Origin of the sequence: Pseudoduganella lurida (genome assembly GCF_007830455.1) — a bacterium.
GTDB lineage: Bacteria > Pseudomonadota > Gammaproteobacteria > Burkholderiales > Burkholderiaceae_D > Rugamonas > Rugamonas lurida.
Map to the genome: position 1 here is coordinate 1 of NZ_VLLB01000004.1, position 17,896 is coordinate 17,896.

The following is a 17,896-nucleotide window of genomic DNA, read 5'->3' on the forward strand; positions in this document are numbered from 1 at the left end:
TTTAATCTCTGTTTAAAGTCCTTGCGGACTTGGTCGCCCATTCAAATAACTGACGAAACTTTCTTTCGAAAATTGCGTTTTATTACTGTATGAGCGTTTGATGCTATATTTTGAGTTATCGGGACCGAAGCCCCGGGCACTCCATCAAACGCCCACACTTATCGACTGTTGATTGTTAAAGAATTCTGCCTTTCGGCCATCGCTGTCGAACCCTTCGGTTCGTCGACAAATCGTTGTGTTTGTCAGCAGCAGAGAGATGAGATTATGCGGTGTTTCGTGCAGCTCGTCAACCCCTCGTTTTTCTTACTTTCGTCGTCAACGCCAGGCGCTTTCAACACCTCGCTGCTTCTGCATTTCTGCGTTGTTCGCTGCGAGGGACAGAACTATAGCAACCCGTCCGTGACTGCGCAAGTTCTTTTTCAGGCAGCCGGCAAATCCTTGGCTATTCCCTTCCAGGCCCATGTTTCAGCAGGCTGTCGCATGCCCCTCGCTACGGTGGACACTTTTACGTATCGTTATCTACACTTGCTTCACCATTAAAGCCGAAGGTCGCGATGTTCCCCACCCATTCTTTACCCGAGTCCTTGAAAGTCCTGCTGGCTTCGCTGCACAAGGGATTCGATCGCACCGCCAGCTGGGTCACCCAGTTATCCTGGTGGAAGTTTTTCCTGTTCGCAGCACTGGCCCTGATTGCTGCGTCCATCCTGCAGGACGAGCTGTTTTCCCCGAATGTCGATGAAGATGTCGTCATCAAGTCGCACAAGCGCCAGAAAGCGGGCGGCGACACCAATATCGTCATCGACGACAGCGGCATTCACTTCAACCCGCGCGGCGGCAAGCTGAAGAACCAGCCCCAGGCTGCTCCGGCCACCCCCGCCACCCCCGCCACCCCGGAAGTGCCCGAGGCGCCGGAGGCACCCGAGACGCCAGAGATCCCCGCGGTGCCCGGCACGCCAGCGCCGGCAACGACGCCGGACGTCCCTTCCGTTGCCACACAGGGTGCCAAAGCTGCGGCCAACGTCACCAACCTGCCAGGCGAGGAAGTCCATATCGAATTGCCGCCGCAGATAGGCGAGGAACTGTCCAATGCGCTTGAAGAAGCCGTGGACAACGCCGCCGAAGAAAAAGTCACGCGCTATCACGAGCAGGCCTCGACCTGGTTCAAGAGCTTTGTTTCGCTGCTGGTGCTCACCCTGTTCGGCATGAAAGCGCTCATGGGGGGCAAGCGGAAAGCGGAAGCGGAAACGCAGACGGCCAACGCCGCGGCCGAACGGGAATCCATGCAGCGCCAGCTGTCCGAGGCGAAGATGCAGATGATGCAGGCGCAGGTCGAGCCGCATTTCCTGTTCAATACGCTGGCGTCCGTGGAGCACCTGATCGAAACGGATCCGCCCCGGGCATCGGCCATGCAGCGCAGCCTCATCAAATATCTGCGCGCGGTGCTGCCACAGATGCGCGACAACACGCTGATCACCAACCTGGGCCGGGAGGCGGACATGGTGCTGGCCTATCTGGCCCTGCTGAAGATGCGCATGGAGGAAAGGCTGACGATCGACTTCGACATTCCCGATGGCCTGCGCAGTGCCGCCTTCCCGCCGATGATGCTGCAGTCGATGGTGGAAAACGCCATCAAGCACGGCCTCGAAGGCAAGCCCGCAGGCGGCACGCTGACCGTGCGCGCGGAAGTGGCCCACAGCCAGCTGCGCGTGATCGTCAAGGACGACGGCCTGGGCTTCGGCGCCAAGCCCAGCGACGGCACAGGCCTCGGCCTGTCGACCATCCGCGAGCGCCTGAAGCTGCTGCATGGCGAACAGGGCCACCTGGCCATCGAGCCGAACCAGCCGAGCGGCGTGATCGCCACCATCGAGGTGCCCTACCAGCTGTCGGCGCCGTTCCGGAAATAAGTCTATTTTGGCCGACGTTGCGAAGGCATTGCGCCGGCCGCCGATTCATTGAATAATTGGCACCTGTTGCCCTCCCGTTGCCAACTCTCCCCTGCCGCCATGCCCACTGCGATCCTAGCCGACGATGAACGTTTGATGCGCGACCAGCTGCGCATGCGCCTGGGCCAGGTGTGGCCGGAACTGGAGATCATCGGCGAAGCCAAGAATGGCGACGAAGCGATTGCCCTCGTCGACGAGCTGCGGCCCGACTTCACGTTCCTCGATATCCGCATGCCCGGCAAGACCGGCATGGAAGCGGCGGCGGCCATCGGCGGCCGAAGCCATGTGGTGTTCGTCACGGCCTACGATGCCTATGCCGTCGAGGCCTTCGAGCGCGGCGCTGTCGACTACGTGCTGAAACCACCGGAACAGGAGCGCCTGCAGATCACCGTGCAGCGGCTGAAGGAGCGCCTGGCCAAGCCGGCCGGCGACGTGAACGCCAGTGTCACGGCGATGCTGTCGCAGCTGGCCGAAAAGATCGCCGCGCCAAAGCCGAAGTTCCTGCAATGGATCCAGGCCAGTATCGGCCAGGACCTGCGCATGATTCCCGTGGAAGAAATCCTGTTCTTCCGCTCCGATGAGAAATACACCTGCGTGCAGACGGATAAATTCGAAGCCCTGATCCGCAAGCCGGTACGGGATCTGGCGGAGGAACTGGATCCGGCGCTGTTCTGGCAGATCCACCGCGCCACGCTGGTCAATGTCACGGCGATCGAAGGCGTTACACGCGATATCCGCGGCCGTCATCTCGTGATGGTCAAGGGCCGCCCCGAAAAGCTCGAAGTGAGCCGCAGCTTCCTGCACCTGTTCAAGCAGATGTAGCCATCCGGCCCGGCGCCGGACCGCGCCTGTGCCATATCAATCCTGTTTCCATCCGGCTGTATTACGGTTTTCCAGCGGCTGAGCCCACCGGCCGAGGGGAACCGTCATGCGAGCAGCGCGACCGTTGATGCTGGCTGCCGTCCTGCTGGCCGCCCGGGCTGCCTGGCGGCTGCGCAAGCGGCGCCGCACGCCCGCGGAACAGCGCGAAGCCGATGCCCGTGCCCGCATGGCCGGCCGGCGTGCCACCGACTATGCGCTGGAAAACATCCGCGAGGAAGAACGCGCCCACATCGCGCGCGAACTGCACGACGACCTGGGCCAGTTGCTGGCCACGCTGCGCGTCGACATGAGCCTGCTCACGCAGGCGATGACGGCGACGCCGGTCGACGAGCACACCCGCGAGCTGCTGGCCGGCATGGACCAGCGCCTGCTGTCGGCCATCACCTCGCTGCGCCGCATCGCCAGCAACCTGCGTCCCCACGCGCTGGACGAAGGCGGCCTCTACTTCGCGCTGCAATCGCTGCGCAACGATTTCGAGGAACGGCACGGCATTCCCTGCCAGCTCGATGCCAGCGAAAGTGCGCTCGTGCTGAGCGACCGCTACAGCACGGCGATCTTTCGCATCGTGCAGGAATCGCTGACCAATATTGCCCGCCATGCCGCGGCGCGCCACGTGCGGATCAGGCTGCGCCGCCATCCGGGCATGCTGCACATCACCATCGAGGACGACGGCCGCGGCATCCATCAGGCCGACATGGACAAGCCCGCTTCATTCGGCCTGCTCGGGATGCGCGAGCGGGTCTGGGCCATCCGTGGGGATATCGCAATTACCGGCAGCGCACGCGGGACTACCATCGATATCCATCTCCCCCTGCCGGAGTAACGCCATGAGCATTGATAAACTCCCTGGATTGAACGAGCGCAAACAACGCCGCCTTGCGGATGGAGGAGGTCCGCCTTATGATGAATCCATGCTGATACGCGTCGAAAAACTGGAACAGGATGTTGCCGTGATCAAGTCCGACCTGACTCTGATCAAGGCCACCTACGCCACCAAATCCGATATCGCGGAAGCAAAGGCGGCAATCATCATGTGGGTGGTCACGGCTGTCTTCCTGGCGCAGCTCCTGCCGGCCCTGCTGAAAATCTATCTCCCCGCAACATGAAAAAACCGCCCGGCTGCTTGCGCAGCGGGCGGTTTGGCATATCCTGCACCAGGCGCCGTCTCCGGCGCCTTTTCCATTTAGAACGTGTGACGTACGCCCAGGTTGAAGGCGCCGTCGCCGCTGCCGGCCTCGTTGTTGTTGCCCACGGTGTAGCCGGCACCGTTCTTGTTCTTGATCTTCGCGTAAGCGATGTACGTGCTGGTGCGCTTCGACAGCGCGTGGGTGTAGCCGACCGCCCACTGATGCGCATCCTGGTTCTTCGCAGTCTTGTCGTTCTTGTTCATCCACGAACCGATGATGGTGCCGCTGCCGACCGGTACCTGCACGCCGACCAGCGCGTCATCCGCTTCCAGCGATGCCGTCGGTGCCACGCGCAGGTTGTAGGCGTTGGCGACCGGGATCGGCGAGCTGTTCAGGCCCTTGTCGCGCTCGAAGGCCGCGAACACCTTCACGACCTTGAAGTCGTAGTTGATGGCGAACAGCGTGTTCTTGCCGTCTTCACGCTCGATGCCAGCCACGGTGCCGGCAGGTGCCGAGTCGTTGTTGCGGTTGTTGTACACCAGGCTCGCGTTCAGCGGACCCTGCGAGTAGTTGAAGCCGATCGAGAACTGGCGGCCAGCTTCGTTGTCACCGGCCTGCTCGCCCAGTGCGTACAGGCCTTCGACGGAGAAGCCGCTCCAGTTCGGCGTGGTGTAGACCACGGCGTTCGACACGCGGGTGTTCACGCCACCGGCCGGGAACAGGTTCTTCGCGCTGCCTGCGTAGCCGGCGCCGAACGGATCGGCCACCTTGCTCAGGGCGTTGTACAGCGGATTGTATTGACGGCCCAGGGTCAGCGTACCGAGCGTCTTGCTTTTCAGGCCGACGAAGGCCTGGCGGTTGAATAGCGTGCCGGAGCTGTCGATCGTGCCGTCGTCGATCTTGTAGCCCGCTTCCAGCGTGAAGATGGCCTGCAGGTCGTTACCCAGGTCCTCGACGCCGCGGAAACCGAGACGCGACTGGCTGCCGATACCACTCGTGACCTTCGTCACGTCACCGGCCGCACCACCCGTTTCACGGACGATACCGGCGTCGACGATACCGTAGATGGTCACGTTCGACTGGGCGGAAGCGGTGGCGGCGAAACTGCCGGCGATGAGTGCGGCCAGAATAAGTTTTTTCACTTGATGTTCTCTTGTTGAAGTTGGTCGGGCTGAGAGATCGCTCCTGATCTAACGGGGCGTATCTTGCCGGCCAAATACTTCAACAATATGACATCGACATCTTGTTGCAACCTTGCAACGCGATGTTACTTCGGCGCCAAGCACGAGAGCTTACTTCAGGCGCGCTTTTGCCAGCCAGTAATACGGCAGACGTTCGATACGGATATCGCGCGCCGCGTTGGACAGCCGCTTGCGCAGATAGCTGTCGGTGGCGAAATTCTTCAGCACTTCCACGCGCTCGCCGGAGGGCAGCAGCCGGAACTGGTAGGTATTGCCTTCCAGGTCCGTACGGGCGATGACGGTACTGCTGCCATCCACATACGTGTTATCGAGCAGCACCAGCAGCACATCCTTGCCCACTTTCGCGCGCAGCTGTGCCAGGAAGCGGTCCTGCTCCTCGCGCTTCACATGCGACCACCAGAAACCGGCGAACACGGCCGTGTACTCGCCGACCGACTCGGGCAGGTGCCAGGCATCGGCCACGGCGAAGGTCACGTTGTCGTCCTCCTCCGGCTGGCGTTCGCGGGCCAGCGCCAGCACTTCCTCGCCGATATCGGTGGCGTGGACGGCGTCGGCCACCGGTGCGATGACGCGGGTCCAGTAGCCGGTGCCGCAGGCCAGTTCCAGCACGGTGTGGCCTTCCAGCAGGTCGGCGACCTTGTCGCGCAGCCACGCCAGGTCTTCCTGGCGTTCCGGTTTGTCGTAGACGCTTTCGATGGCGTCGGCGGTCAGCGCGTAGTACTGCGCCAGGGGGATCTGGTTCATAGTTCGTAATTCTCGTGTTCGCCGCGCATCGCCTGCTCGACCAGCTTGCGGTTCAGGCTGGGCGTGAGCAGTTCGATGAACGTGTAGATATAGGAGCGCAGGTAGGCGCCCTGCTTGACGGCCACGCGCGAGATATTCATTCCGAACAGGTGGCCGGCGGGGATGGCGCGCAGGTTGCGGTCGCGTTCCGGATCGAAGGCCATGCCGGCAATGATGCCGATGCCCATGCCCAGCTCGACATACGTCTTGATGACATCCGCATCGATCGCCTCGAGCAGGATGTCCGGCTTGATCTCGCGCAGCGTGAACGCATGGTCTATCTTGCTGCGGCCGGCAAACGCGCTGTCATAGGTAATGACGGGATAGGCGGCAATCTCTTCCAGCGTGACGGATTTGCTCTTGAGCAGCGGATGCTCGTGCGGCACCACCACCATGTGCTCCCACTGGTAGCACGGCAGCGTGATCAGGCCGTCCACGCCGGCGATCGATTCGGTGGCGATCGCCAGGTCCGCCTGGTCGCGCTGCACCATCTCGGCGATCTGGCGCGGATTGCCTTGCAATAAAGACAATCGCACCTTCGGGAATTTCAGCATGAAGGCCTGCACCACCTTCGGCAGCGTGTAGCGGGCCTGGGTATGCGTGGTGGCGATGGTGAAGCTGCCGCTGTCCTGCGCCGCGTATTCCTTGCCGATCCGTTTCAGGCTGTCGATCTCCTGCATGATCAGCTCGACCGACTGCAGCACCAGCCGGCCTGGCTCCGTCAGCCCGCGGATGCGCTTGCCATGGCGGGTGAAGATGTCGACCCCCAGTTCCTCCTCCAGCTCGATGATGGCCTTGGACACGCCGGGCTGCGACGTGAACAGCGCCTTGGCCGCATCGGTCAGGTTGTAGTTCTGGCGGACAGCTTCCCGTACGAAGCGGAGTTGGTGGAGATTCATGGGGTTCCCGGCAATGAGGCCGCTATTTTACGCTGAAGCTTATACACCTATCGCATATAAGCAAATAAAGACTAAGTCGTTTGGAATAAAGGAGAATTTTATTACTATAGCGAAAACTTGGGGGGAGACCCCATGCCCGCGACCATAGGAACGCCATGTATCAATACGACCAGTATGACCATCTCATCGTGCGGGAGCGCATCGCGCAGTACCGCGACCAGGTAGAGCGCCGCCTGGCCGGTGAGCTGACCGAAGAAGAATTCCTGCCGCTGCGCCTGCAGAACGGCCTGTACATGCAGCGCCACGCCTACATGCTGCGCATCGCCGTGCCTTACGGCCTGCTCTCCTCGAAGCAGATGCGCATGTTCGCCCACATCGCCCGCAAGTACGACCGCGGCTACGGCCACTTCACCACGCGCCAGAACATCCAGTTCAACTGGATCGAGCTGGAACACACCCCCGATATCCTGGCCGACCTGGCATCCGTCGAGATGCATGCGATCCAGACCTCCGGCAACTGCATCCGCAACGTCACGTCCGACGAATTCGCCGGCGTCGCGGCGGACGAGATCATCGATCCCCGTCCGTACGCGGAAGTGCTGCGCCAGTGGTCCACGTTCCACCCCGAATTCATCGCCCTGCCCCGCAAGTTCAAGGTCGCCATCAACGGCGCCGTGGAAGACCGCGCCGCGATCGCGATCCACGACATCGGCCTGACGGTCGTGACGAACGAAGCGGGCGAGATCGGCTTTCGCGTGATGGTCGGTGGCGGCATGGGCCGCACGCCGATCATCGGCACGACGATCCGCGAATTCCTGCCGCGCGAACACCTGCTCACGTACACGGAAGCGATCATGCGCGTGTATAACCAGTACGGCCGCCGCGACAACAAGTACAAGGCACGCATCAAGATCCTGGTGAAGGCCATCGGCGCCGAGGAATTCGCCCGCCAGGTCGAGGAAGAATGGGCCGACCTGAAAGGCACCGAAGAGACGCTGACGCTGGAAGAAATGGAGCGCGTGATCGCCTACTTCCAGCCGCACGGCTACGAAGCGCTGCCGGCCATCGACCCGCGCGCGGACCACGCCGACAACAAGGCGTTCGGCAACTGGCTGTCCCGTAACGTGAAGCCGCACAAGGTGCCGGGCTACGCGGCCGTGCTGCTATCGCTGAAGAAGACCGGCATCCCGCCGGGCGACGCCACCGCCGAACAGATGGACTTCATGGCCGACCTGGCCGACCGCTACAGCTTCGGCGAACTGCGCGTGACGCACGAGCAGAACATCGTGCTGGCCGATGTGCAGCAGGGCGAACTGTTCGCGCTGTGGCAGGAGATCAAGGCGCGCGGCCTGGCCACGCCGAACATCGGCCTGCTGACGGACATGATCTGCTGCCCGGGCGGCGACTTCTGCTCGCTGGCCAATGCGAAATCGATCCCGATCGCGGCCGCCATCGCGGAGCGCTTCGACCACCTCGACTTCCTGCACGATATCGGCGACATCGAACTGAACATCAGCGGCTGCATCAACGCCTGCGGCCACCACCACGTGGGCAGCATCGGCGTGCTGGGCGTCGACAAGGATGGCAGCGAATGGTATCAGGTGTCGATCGGCGGCGCGCAGGGCAACCACGCCGCGATCGGCAAGATCATCGGCCCGTCGTTCTCCGCGCACCAGATGCCGGAAGTGATCGACCGCCTGCTGCAGGTCTACCTGCGCGAGCGCACGCCGGACGAGCGCTTCATCGATACCGCGCAACGCCTCGGTATCGCCCCGTTCAAGGAACACGTTTATGCCACGCCGATCCAGGAACCGGGCCGTCTGGTAGGAGAGGATGAATATGCCTGATCAGATCACCCAACGCATCATCAAGAACAACGCGATCGTCGCGGACGACTGGACCCTGCTGCGCCTGGAAGAAGGCGCGGAAGCAGCCACCGTCGCCGTCCCGGCCGGCAAGGCCATCGTGCCGCTGAAGGTATGGCAGGCGCAGAAGGGGGCTCTTGCCGCCCGCGCCGACATCGGCGTGTGGCTGGCCTCCGACGAGCGTCCCGAAGAGCTGAAGGGCGACCTCGACAAATTTGGCGTCATCGCCGTGGACTTCCCCAAGTTCACCGATGGCCGCGGCTACTCGATCGCCTACAACCTGCGCATGCGCCTCGGCTACCGCGGCGAGCTGCGCGCGATCGGCGACGTGCTGCGCGACCAGCTGTTCCAGATGAAGCGCACCGGCTTCGACGCCTACGCGCCGCGCCCGGACCGCAGCATCGAGGATGCGCTGAAGGGGCTCACCGTGTTCTCGGAAACCTACCAGGCCTCCGTGGACGACCGCCTGCCGCTGTTCCGCCGCCACGCACGCACTGCGGGCGCACCGGTGTCCGGCGACGGCGCGAACTGAGAAAGGCAGCAATGAGCAAGCTCGATTCTCTCGTCGCGGCCACCAGGGATACCCTGGCGCTGATCGCACGCGAGTACACGCCCGCCGTCTTTGCCTCCAGCCTCGCCGCCGAGGACATGGTCCTCACGGATCTGATCCTGAAGGACCGGCTCCCGATCGGCATCTTCTCGCTGGAGACGGGCCGACTGCACAAGGAAACGCTGGCGATGCTGGACCGCGTGAAGGAACACTACGGCTACGACATCGCGCTGTACCGCCCGCAGCAGGACGCCGTGGAAGGCTACATCGCGCAGAACGGCCTGAACGCGTTCTACGACAGCGTGGACATGCGCCGCGAGTGCTGCCGCATCCGCAAGGTCGAACCGCTGGGCCGCGCACTGGCCGGCAACAAGGCCTGGATCACGGGCCAGCGCCGCGCGCAGTCGAACACCCGCAACACGCTGGCCGTGCACGAGGACGATCCGGCGCACCTGATGGACAAGTTCAACCCGCTGGCCGACTGGCTTGAGGCAGACGTATGGGACTACCTGCGCGCCAACGACGTGCCGGTCAATGCGCTGCATGCGCAGGGCTTCCCGTCGATCGGCTGCGAACCGTGCACCCGCGCGATCGAGCCGGGCGAGGACGTGCGTGCCGGCCGCTGGTGGTGGGAAAACCCGGAGTCGAAGGAATGCGGCCTGCACGTCGTGGACGGCAAGCTCATACGAATCAAATCAGTGGCCGCGTAAGCGCCCTACCGAAAGCACACACATGAATGCACTGGCAGAAAACCGGACCACGGGTCTGGACGTCAACGCGCGCCATCTCGACGCGCTGGAATCGGAAGCGATCCACATCCTGCGCGAAGTGGCGGCCGAATGCAGCAACCCGGCCCTGCTCTTCTCGGGCGGCAAGGACTCGGTGGTGCTGCTGCGCCTCGCCGAGAAGGCTTTCCGGCCCGGCAAATTCCCCTTCCCGCTGGTGCACATCGACACCGGCCACAACTTCCCGGAAGTGATCACCTTCCGCGACGCCCGCGTGGCGGAACTGGGCGAGCGCCTGATCGTGGGCTCCGTCGAAGAGTCGATCAAAAAAGGCACCGTACGGCTGCGCAATCCGCTGACGGATTCGCGCAATGCCGCGCAGGCCGTCACGCTGTTGGAAACCATCGCCGAACACGGCTTCGATGCCTGCATCGGCGGTGCGCGACGCGACGAAGAGAAGGCCCGCGCCAAGGAACGCATCTTCTCGTTCCGCGACGAGTTCGGCCAGTGGGACCCGAAGGCGCAGCGCCCGGAACTGTGGGACCTGTATAACACCCGCGTGCATCCGGGCGAGAACATGCGCGTGTTCCCGATCTCGAACTGGACGGAGCTGGACGTGTGGCAGTACATCGCCCGCGAGCAGTTGGCCCTGCCGCCGATCTACTTCGCACACGAACGGCAGGTCATCCCGCGCAACGGCCTGCTGGTGCCGCTGACCGATATCACGCCGCCGCGCGAAGGCGAGGAAGTGCAGACCCAGGTGGTGCGCTTCCGCACCGTCGGCGATATTTCGTGCACCTGCCCGGTGTCGTCCAGCGCGGCCGACGTGGAGGCGATCATTGCCGAAACGGCCGTGACGCAGGTGACGGAACGGGGCGCGACGCGGATGGATGACCAGACCTCCGAAGCCTCGATGGAAAAACGCAAGAAAGCCGGATACTTCTGATGAACGCACTCAACGAAAACCTGTCCCAGCGGGGCCTGCTCCGCTTCATCACCGCCGGCTCCGTCGACGACGGCAAGAGCACGCTGATCGGCCGCCTGCTGTTCGACAGCAAGGGCATCTTTGCCGACCAGCTGGCCGCCGTCTCGCGCGCCAAGCACAAACGCACCGTAGGCGACACGATCGATCTCTCGCTGCTGACGGACGGCCTGGAAGCGGAACGCGAACAGGGCATCACGATCGACGTGGCCTACCGCTACTTCGCCACGCCGAAGCGCAAGTTCATCATCGCCGACACGCCGGGCCACGAGCAGTACACGCGCAACATGGTGACCGGCGCCTCGACGGCCGATGCCGTCATCATCCTGGTGGACGTGTCGAAGGTGAAGCTGCGCGAGGACGGTGGCGTGGATCTTCTCATCCAGACGAAACGCCACTCGACCATTGCCCACCTGCTGCAGATCGAGCACGTGGTCGTGGCCGTCAACAAGATGGACCTGGTGAACTACGACCAGGACGTGTACGACCGCATCGTCAAGGCCTACCAGGCTTTCGCGCAGTCGCTGGGCCTGAAGGACATCACGCCGATCCCGCTGTCCGCCCTGACCGGCGACAACGTGGTGGAGCGCAGCGAGAAAATGGGCTGGTACCAGGGCCCGACCCTGATCGAGCTGCTGGAAAACCTGTCGGTGTACGACGAGTCGCATGCCTCGCCGTTCCGCTTCCCGGTGCAGCTGGTGGCCCGTCACAACGGCCATGAAGCGAACGACTTCCGCGGCTACATGGGCCGCATCGAGGCGGGCCAGGTCTCCGTGGGCGACAAGCTGGTGGTGCAGCCTTCCGGCCATACGGCCACCGTGAAGGACATCGTCACCTTCGACGGTTCGCTGCAGACTGCCAGCAGCGGCCAGTCCGTGACGATCGTGCTGAACGAATACGTGGACGTGTCGCGCGGCGACGTGCTGGCCTCCAGCGACCAGCCGGCCACGCTGCTCAAGCAGGTCAGCGCCGATGTCTGCTGGCTGTCCGAGGAACCGCTGGACCTGCGCCGCAAGTACTGGCTGAAGCACGGCACGCGCCAGACCGCGGCGAAGATCACCAAGATCGAGTCGATCCTTGACATCAATACGCAGCAGCGTCACGATGCCGAGGCGCTGAAGCTGAACGACGTGGCCCGCCTGGGACTGACGGTGCAGCAGCCGCTGGCCGCCGATGCCTATGCCGACATCCGTGCGACCGGCGCCTTCATCCTGATCGATGAAGTCACGCACCAGACCGTCGCGGCGGGCATGATCCGTCTCGGCGAAGCATAGCAAGTCCTCTAGCCAGCCGGGAGTTTCGTTTGCCAGCAGTTGGAAAAGTTTTTCTGGTCGGCGCCGGTCCCGGCGCCCGCGACCTGATCACCGTGCGCGGCGCGCGCCTGCTGGGCGAGGCGGACGTGGTGCTCTACGATGCGCTGGTCACGCCGGAGATGCTGGAACTGTGCGCGCAGGCCGTGCTGATCCCGGTCGGCAAGCGCGCCGGCCAGCGCTCCGCCGCGCAGGAACACATCAATGCCCAGCTGGTCGACTGCGCGCGGCAGTATGCGCGCGTGGTGCGCCTGAAAGGGGGCGATCCGATGCTGTTCGGCCGGGCGGACGAAGAGCTGACGGCGCTGGAAGCGGCCGGCATCGACGTGGAAGTGGTGCCCGGTATCACGACGGCCGTTGCCGCGGCCGCCGCGGCGCGCCAGCCGCTCACCAAACGGGGCGTGGCGCGCAGCGTGGCCTTCTTCACCTCGAGTACCGCGCCCGGCGAAGACGACCTGGCCGCCATCCCTTCCACCGACACGCTGGTGCAGTACATGGGCGGCCGAGAAGCGATCGCCACCGCGCAGCGCCTGCTCGCCCAGGGCCGCCGGCCCGAAACGCCGGTGCTGGTGCTGGAAAACGTCAGCCGTCCCGACGAGCGCATCGCCCGCATCACGCTGGCGCAGCTGGCGCTCGGCCTGGACACGCCGCACGGTCCCGTGCTGGTGATGCTGGGCGAAGCCATGGCGGCACGCGCGCAGCAGCCCACCTGACCTTTGCCTGCCAAGCCGGGCATGTCTACTGCTGAGTAGCCGGCGCCGGCGTTGCCGGATTGCTCCTATAATGGCGCGCTCCAGAACCGATGAATGCCATGCGCGCCGACCCCGACAATCTTGCCGAACCCGCCTCCGATGCCGACCTGCCGGAAGATGGCGACTTCTCCGACATGCTGAGCGAAATGCGCATCGTGCTGCCCGGTGCGCAGATGCTCACGGCGTTCCTGATCATCCTGCCCTTCAACGGCGGCTTCCGCCACATCGTGCAGTCGGAAAAATACGTTTTCCTGGCCACCTTCTTCTTTGCCCTGTCCAGCCTGATCCTGCTCTCGGCACCGGCCGTGCAGCACCGCATGATGCGGCCGCTGCAGGACCGCGAGCGCTTCAAGCATTTCGCCACGCAGCAGATCGTGGCCGGCTCGTTCGCGCTCGGCATCGCCCTGGTGCTGGGCACCAACCTCGTCATCTCCGAGGTCTTCGGCCTCACCATCGGCCTGGTGGCGGCCGGCGTGATCGGCCTGCTGCTGCTGGTCGTCTGGTGGCTGCTGCCGCTGTGGCTGAAGCGGAACACGCCGATCTAGGCACTGCTAGAATGGCGCCTTTGAGCATTCGAGGGCAGCATGGGACAAGCACACGACGTACTGGAACGGGCACGCGCCGCACGGCTGGAAGGCCGCCACGAGGACGCGCTGCGCGACCACCTCTGGTTCCATGAGAACGCACTGGCCGTGGAACCGGGCATGGCGGGCGTGCGCCTGTCGTTCGCGCTGCGCGACTGGATCTACCTGGCGGAGAAGTTCCCGCTGGCGCGCCGCGCGCTGCAGGGCCTGCGCGACCGCGACACGGCACGCCTGCTGGAGGGCGACGGCAGCCGTAGCGGCGGCGCGCGCGATCTGTTCCGCGACATCGCCGCCATCAACGGCGCGCTGGGCGAGGAGCGCGCCACGCACGAGCTGTTCGAACGGCTCGACCTGCAAGCGCCGGCACTCGCGCAGCAATGTGCCGACCTGGCACTGCCCGCACTGGCCGCGGCGGAAGACTTCGCACTGGCACGCCGCTATCTGGGCGATCCGGCAGCGCGCGTGGCCAACCTGGCTGCGAACCTGAACGGCTACACCGAAGAGCTGGTCCGCTCGGGGAACACGTCATCGGCCCCGGCCCTGCTGTCGTTCGTGCTGAACTACGCGAAGGAAGTGCGGCTGGTCGTGGAGATCCTGCACCGCCAGGGCGAGGAAGAAAGCGCGGCGCAGGTTTCGCGGGCCGCGCTGGAAGAGCTGAAATCCGATGCGCTGCGCGATGCCGTGCAGCGCGAATTCGATACACCGGGTGCCACGATCGCCGCGATGGTGGCACATGCCCGGGCCAACGTTACGGAGCATTGATGGACGAGCGCTTCATCGCGGCAGCCAGGGCCCAGGAGTGCGGCGATCATGCGGCAGCACTGCGCATCCTGCGCGCGATCGAAGCGGACGAGCGGGCCGCCAGTCCGGGGCTGGCACCGCCTTCGTTCGGCCTGCTGTTCCAGTGGGGCCAGCTGGCCAAGGAACATGCGCCTGCCTACCGCACCCTGGCGGCGCTGCGCGACGAACATGTGGCACGCCTGAAAGCGGGCGACATCCACTCCGGCCAGCCCGATTTCGCCGGCCATCCCCGCTCGCGCTTCCCCGACATCGCGTCGCTCAACCACGCGCTGGGCGACTCCCGTTCGACCTATGAGGTCTTCGTCTACATGGCGGGGGCGCTGCCGGACGAGGCGCGGCGTGAAGCGTCATCGCGCGCCATTGAACCGATCGTCGAACAGGGCGACTTCGAGCTCGCCGCACGCTACCTGCCGGAGCCGGCACGCTGGATCCAGCACCTGAACGAGGAGGCCCGCGAAGGCCTGGCAGCCTTGCAACCGGTTTTCTCGCCGCAGTGGAGTGAGCAGCCGTTACCGGCGCGCCCCGGGCGGGCGGCCATGCAGCTGTCGGCAACGCTGTCGAATTACGTGACCGATGTACGGCACCGCGCGGCAATCCTGGCAGGGCTGGGCCGCCATGCCGAAGCGGCACAGGCACGTGCCGATGGCCTGGCCGGCATCGAATCGGACCAACTGCGCGTCCTGGCCGCGCTCGACCTGGCCGAACCCGGCACGATCAGCCGCCGCATGGTCGACTGGGAGATGCGGGTCATGCCGCGGGATGCAGCGACCCCACGCAGTAATCCGCAATAGCGGCCAGCACGGCGGCATTCTCCCCTACCGCTTCCACCACCTCGATGGTGAGCTGCGGCAGATCGGCGCGCAGCTGCTCGATCATGAGGGGCAGGTCGCGCAGCACATGGCCGCCCTGCCCCAGGAAGACGGGCACCACGGTCAGTTCCGTCACGCCCCGTGCCACCAGCGCGGCCGCATGGGCCGGCAAGCGCGGCTCCATCAATTCCAGGAAGGCCAGCGACACGTCCACGCCCGGCTGGCGTGCGGCGACGAGGTCGCGCAGCCGTTCGAACGGCGCGGCCCAGCTGGCAGCGCGGGCGCCGTGCGCAAACAGCACCAGGGCACGGGTAGTCAGAACAGTCGCCATCAGTGTCGCTCCACCCAGGCCAGCGCGCCGATCGCCAGCGCCAGGAAAATCAGGCTCGGCATCACCGCGATCACGTACGCGGGCAAGGTCGACAGCACGCCCACGTGCGAGAACAGCGTGTTCACCAGCAGGAAGCTTACACCGATCATGATGCCGATGAAGATCTTCAGGCTCACGCCGCCGCTGCGCGTGTGCAGGTAGGCGAACGGCAGCGCCAGCGCCATCAGCACGAAGATCGCCAGCGGGTCGATCAGCTTCTTCCAGAACGCGATCTTGAAGCGTTCCGTGCCCTGGCGGTTCTCCTGCAGGTGGCGGGTGTAGACCGCGAGTTCGTTGGCCGACATGCGTTCCGGATCGGAGCCGGACACGGACAGGATCTTCGGCGTGATCTCGGAGACCAGGTCCTTCGTCTTGTACTGCTGCGTGGCGATCGCGCCGCTCTCCTGCGCGAAGTTGTTCTGCAGTGTCGCCTCGCCCTTGAGCAGCGCCGGATTGGTGAAGCGGTTTTCCGTCACCTCTTCCAGCCGCCACACGTTGTTGCCCTGGTAGGTGCCGCTCTTGGCGACCGTGAGCGTGCGCAGGCGGTAGCTGTTGTCGAACTCGTAGAGCTTCACGTCCACCAGGCTGCTGTCCGGCCGCACCTGGCGCACATTGAAGAAGCGCGTGCCCTGCACCGTGCCGGTCAGGCCGTCGCTCTTGATGATGTCCTTCGTCCACAGGCCGGAGCGGAACTCGGAGGACACAGTGGTGCCGCGCCCCGTCAGGTGCAGGCGCTCGGCCAGCAGCGCCGTGCGGGGTGCAATCAGCTCGCCGAAGATGAAGGTGATGACGACGAACAGGATGCCGGTCTTGAACAGCATCCAGCCGGCGGTGCGGGTCGACATCCCGGCCGCGCGCATGATGGTGAATTCGGACGACGAGGCAAACTGCGCCATCGTGTAGATCGTGCCGATCAGCGCGGCGACGGGCATCACCTCGTACACGTGCTGCGGGATCATCACCACCACGTAGAACAGCGCATCGATGAACTCGTAGCCATTGCGGCCCACGGACTTCAGTTCGCTCGTCAGGTCCATGAAGGCCGTCAGGCCGAGGAAGGCCAGCAGCACCAGGCCGACGGCCTGCGTGATGGAGACGGTGAAGTAACGCTGGAGGACGTTCATGCCGCACCCCCTGCCCGCTTGCGCGACGCGAACAGGGCGCGCGGGTGCCAGCGGCTGTTCACGTTCAGGCGCCACGCGAACAGCGCCACGACGGTGAGCAGCGCCGCCACGTGCAGGGGCCACCAGCCCATCGCGAAGCTGAAGCGGCCCTGCTTCACGCTGGATTCGAACAGTTTCACCACGTTGTTATAGGCGAAGAAGATCAGGATCGCGATGATCAGGTTCGTGGAACTGCCGGCGCGGGGATTGACGAAGCCGAGCGGGATCGCCAGCAGCATCAGCACGAAGCAGGTGATCGGCAGCGAGATGCGCACCAGCAGCTCGGCGCGCGCTTCGTTGTTCGGCACCTTGATCAGCGTGGCAGTGGGAATCGCGTCGACGCCCTGGATCTCGCCCAGTTCGGCCGTCTGCTGTGCCACGCGCATCTTGTAGCTGTCGAATTCCATCGTCTGGAAGTCGGCCTGGCCGGGCTGGCCCTGGTAGCGCCGGCCGTTCTTCAGCACCAGGTAGCGCTGGCCGTTGTCGCCCGTTTCGATCACGCCTTCCTTGGCCACGATGACGGCCGTGCCGCGCGCATCCACCTGGTTGACGAACACGTTCTGCACGGCCGCCGTCTGGCCCGCGGCCCCCTCGACGAAGAAGATGCGGTTGGTGGAGCCGGATTCCTTGAACTGGCCGGGCGAGACCTTCTGCAGGTCCTCGCGCTTGGCGAAGCGCTCCACGTACTGGGCGCTCTGCTGCTTGGCCCATGGCCCCACGTAGAACGCCAGCACGGCGGTGATGGCGATGATCGGCAGGCCGAAGGTGAGCACGGGGCGGATCCACGCCGTCAGGCTCTGGCCGGAAGCGAACCACACCACCATCTCGGAATCGCGGTAGGAGCGCGTGACGACCATCAGCACGGCGATGAAGCTGGTCAGCGCCAGGATCAGTGGCAGATAATTGAGGGCGGCGAAGGCGATGAGCGCGAGCACGTCGGACGATGCGATCTTGCCGCCGGCCGCTTCGCCGAGGATGCGGATCAGCGTCCACGTGACGATGATGGTGAACAGCACCGTAAAGGTGGCCCCGGCGGAGCTGGCCAATTCACGCCTGAGGGCGCGTTGAAAAATCATTCGAAGCTTATAATTCGTTTAGTTTAGTTTTGTAACAGCATTGCTGCGCCGCCATCGGGCGAGCGCGAGCACC

At 64.4% G+C, this 17,896-nt stretch carries 19 protein-coding genes; 13 read left to right on the forward strand and 6 right to left on the reverse strand.

Annotation, left to right across the window (positions count from 1 at the left end):
• The first annotated feature begins 554 nt into the window (after positions 1 to 554).
• From IP91_RS12410 to IP91_RS12425, 4 genes are all read left to right on the forward strand, one after another.
• Entirely contained in the window at positions 555 to 1,904 is a 1,350-nt protein-coding gene (locus tag IP91_RS12410; RefSeq protein ID WP_145649338.1) for a histidine kinase, read from the forward strand.
• 99 nt (positions 1,905 to 2,003) lie between these two features.
• Positions 2,004 to 2,765 carry a LytR/AlgR family response regulator transcription factor gene (locus IP91_RS12415; protein ID WP_145649339.1) on the forward strand — a complete coding sequence of 254 codons (762 nt, stop codon included), beginning with the start codon at positions 2,004 to 2,006 and terminating at the stop codon, positions 2,763 to 2,765.
• A gap of 127 nt (positions 2,766 to 2,892) precedes the next feature.
• Positions 2,893 to 3,648, forward strand: coding sequence for a sensor histidine kinase (locus IP91_RS12420; RefSeq protein ID WP_307724419.1), 756 nt, complete (start codon positions 2,893 to 2,895; stop codon positions 3,646 to 3,648).
• A gap of 4 nt (positions 3,649 to 3,652) precedes the next feature.
• Positions 3,653 to 3,931 carry a hypothetical protein gene (locus IP91_RS12425; protein ID WP_145649341.1) on the forward strand — a complete coding sequence of 93 codons (279 nt, stop codon included), beginning with the start codon at positions 3,653 to 3,655 and terminating at the stop codon, positions 3,929 to 3,931.
• Positions 3,932 to 4,008: 77 nt separating this feature from the next.
• Here IP91_RS12425 and IP91_RS12430 read toward each other — a convergent pair whose 3' ends face one another.
• The 3 genes from IP91_RS12430 to IP91_RS12440 form a co-directional block, all read right to left on the reverse strand.
• Positions 4,009 to 5,094 carry a porin gene (locus IP91_RS12430; RefSeq protein ID WP_145649342.1) on the reverse strand — a complete coding sequence of 362 codons (1,086 nt, stop codon included), beginning with the start codon at positions 5,092 to 5,094 and terminating at the stop codon, positions 4,009 to 4,011.
• 150 nt (positions 5,095 to 5,244) lie between these two features.
• Positions 5,245 to 5,898: a class I SAM-dependent methyltransferase gene (locus IP91_RS12435; RefSeq protein ID WP_145649343.1), complete on the reverse strand. Its 654-nt coding sequence runs from the start codon at positions 5,896 to 5,898 to the stop codon at positions 5,245 to 5,247.
• A complete protein-coding gene (locus IP91_RS12440) occupies positions 5,895 to 6,836 on the reverse strand; it encodes a CysB family HTH-type transcriptional regulator (protein WP_145649344.1) in 942 nt (313 codons plus the stop codon). The genes IP91_RS12435 and IP91_RS12440 overlap by 4 nt, the downstream gene beginning before the upstream one ends.
• Before the next feature lie 155 nt (positions 6,837 to 6,991).
• Between IP91_RS12440 and IP91_RS12445 the strand changes: the two genes are divergently transcribed.
• The 9 genes from IP91_RS12445 (at position 6,992) to IP91_RS12485 (ending at position 15,196) form a co-directional block, all read left to right on the forward strand.
• Entirely contained in the window at positions 6,992 to 8,683 is a 1,692-nt protein-coding gene (locus tag IP91_RS12445) for a nitrite/sulfite reductase (RefSeq protein ID WP_145649345.1), read from the forward strand.
• On the forward strand, positions 8,676 to 9,233 hold the full coding sequence (locus tag IP91_RS12450) for a DUF934 domain-containing protein (protein ID WP_145649807.1): 558 nt from the start codon (positions 8,676 to 8,678) through the stop codon (positions 9,231 to 9,233). Before IP91_RS12445 ends, IP91_RS12450 begins: the two co-directional genes overlap by 8 nt.
• Before the next feature lie 11 nt (positions 9,234 to 9,244).
• Positions 9,245 to 9,961, forward strand: coding sequence for a phosphoadenylyl-sulfate reductase (locus IP91_RS12455; protein ID WP_145649346.1), 717 nt, complete (start codon positions 9,245 to 9,247; stop codon positions 9,959 to 9,961).
• A 22-nt stretch (positions 9,962 to 9,983) separates the two neighbouring features.
• Positions 9,984 to 10,922: a sulfate adenylyltransferase subunit CysD gene (gene cysD / locus IP91_RS12460; RefSeq protein WP_145649347.1), complete on the forward strand. Its 939-nt coding sequence runs from the start codon at positions 9,984 to 9,986 to the stop codon at positions 10,920 to 10,922.
• On the forward strand, positions 10,922 to 12,232 hold the full coding sequence (locus IP91_RS12465; protein WP_145649348.1) for a sulfate adenylyltransferase subunit 1: 1,311 nt from the start codon (positions 10,922 to 10,924) through the stop codon (positions 12,230 to 12,232). Before cysD ends, IP91_RS12465 begins: the two co-directional genes overlap by 1 nt.
• A gap of 29 nt (positions 12,233 to 12,261) precedes the next feature.
• A complete protein-coding gene (gene cobA, locus IP91_RS12470; RefSeq protein ID WP_145649349.1) occupies positions 12,262 to 12,981 on the forward strand; it encodes a uroporphyrinogen-III C-methyltransferase in 720 nt (239 codons plus the stop codon).
• 98 nt (positions 12,982 to 13,079) lie between these two features.
• On the forward strand, positions 13,080 to 13,565 hold the full coding sequence (locus IP91_RS12475) for a DUF6328 family protein (protein WP_145649350.1): 486 nt from the start codon (positions 13,080 to 13,082) through the stop codon (positions 13,563 to 13,565).
• 39 nt (positions 13,566 to 13,604) lie between these two features.
• A complete protein-coding gene (locus IP91_RS12480; protein WP_145649351.1) occupies positions 13,605 to 14,366 on the forward strand; it encodes a hypothetical protein in 762 nt (253 codons plus the stop codon).
• A complete protein-coding gene (locus IP91_RS12485) occupies positions 14,366 to 15,196 on the forward strand; it encodes a hypothetical protein (protein WP_145649352.1) in 831 nt (276 codons plus the stop codon). Before IP91_RS12480 ends, IP91_RS12485 begins: the two co-directional genes overlap by 1 nt.
• On the opposite strand, the gene IP91_RS12490 is transcribed toward IP91_RS12485, so the two are convergent.
• From IP91_RS12490 to lptF, 3 genes are read right to left on the reverse strand one after another with little or no spacing between them, the layout of a single operon-like run.
• Entirely contained in the window at positions 15,153 to 15,545 is a 393-nt protein-coding gene (locus tag IP91_RS12490) for a sirohydrochlorin chelatase (protein ID WP_145649353.1), read from the reverse strand. The genes IP91_RS12485 and IP91_RS12490 overlap by 44 nt on opposite strands.
• Entirely contained in the window at positions 15,545 to 16,708 is a 1,164-nt protein-coding gene (gene lptG, locus IP91_RS12495) for an LPS export ABC transporter permease LptG (protein WP_145649354.1), read from the reverse strand. The genes IP91_RS12490 and lptG overlap by 1 nt, the downstream gene beginning before the upstream one ends.
• Entirely contained in the window at positions 16,705 to 17,823 is a 1,119-nt protein-coding gene (lptF, locus tag IP91_RS12500) for an LPS export ABC transporter permease LptF (protein ID WP_145649355.1), read from the reverse strand. Before lptF ends, lptG begins: the two co-directional genes overlap by 4 nt.
• Between the last annotated feature and the right edge of the window lie 73 nt (positions 17,824 to 17,896).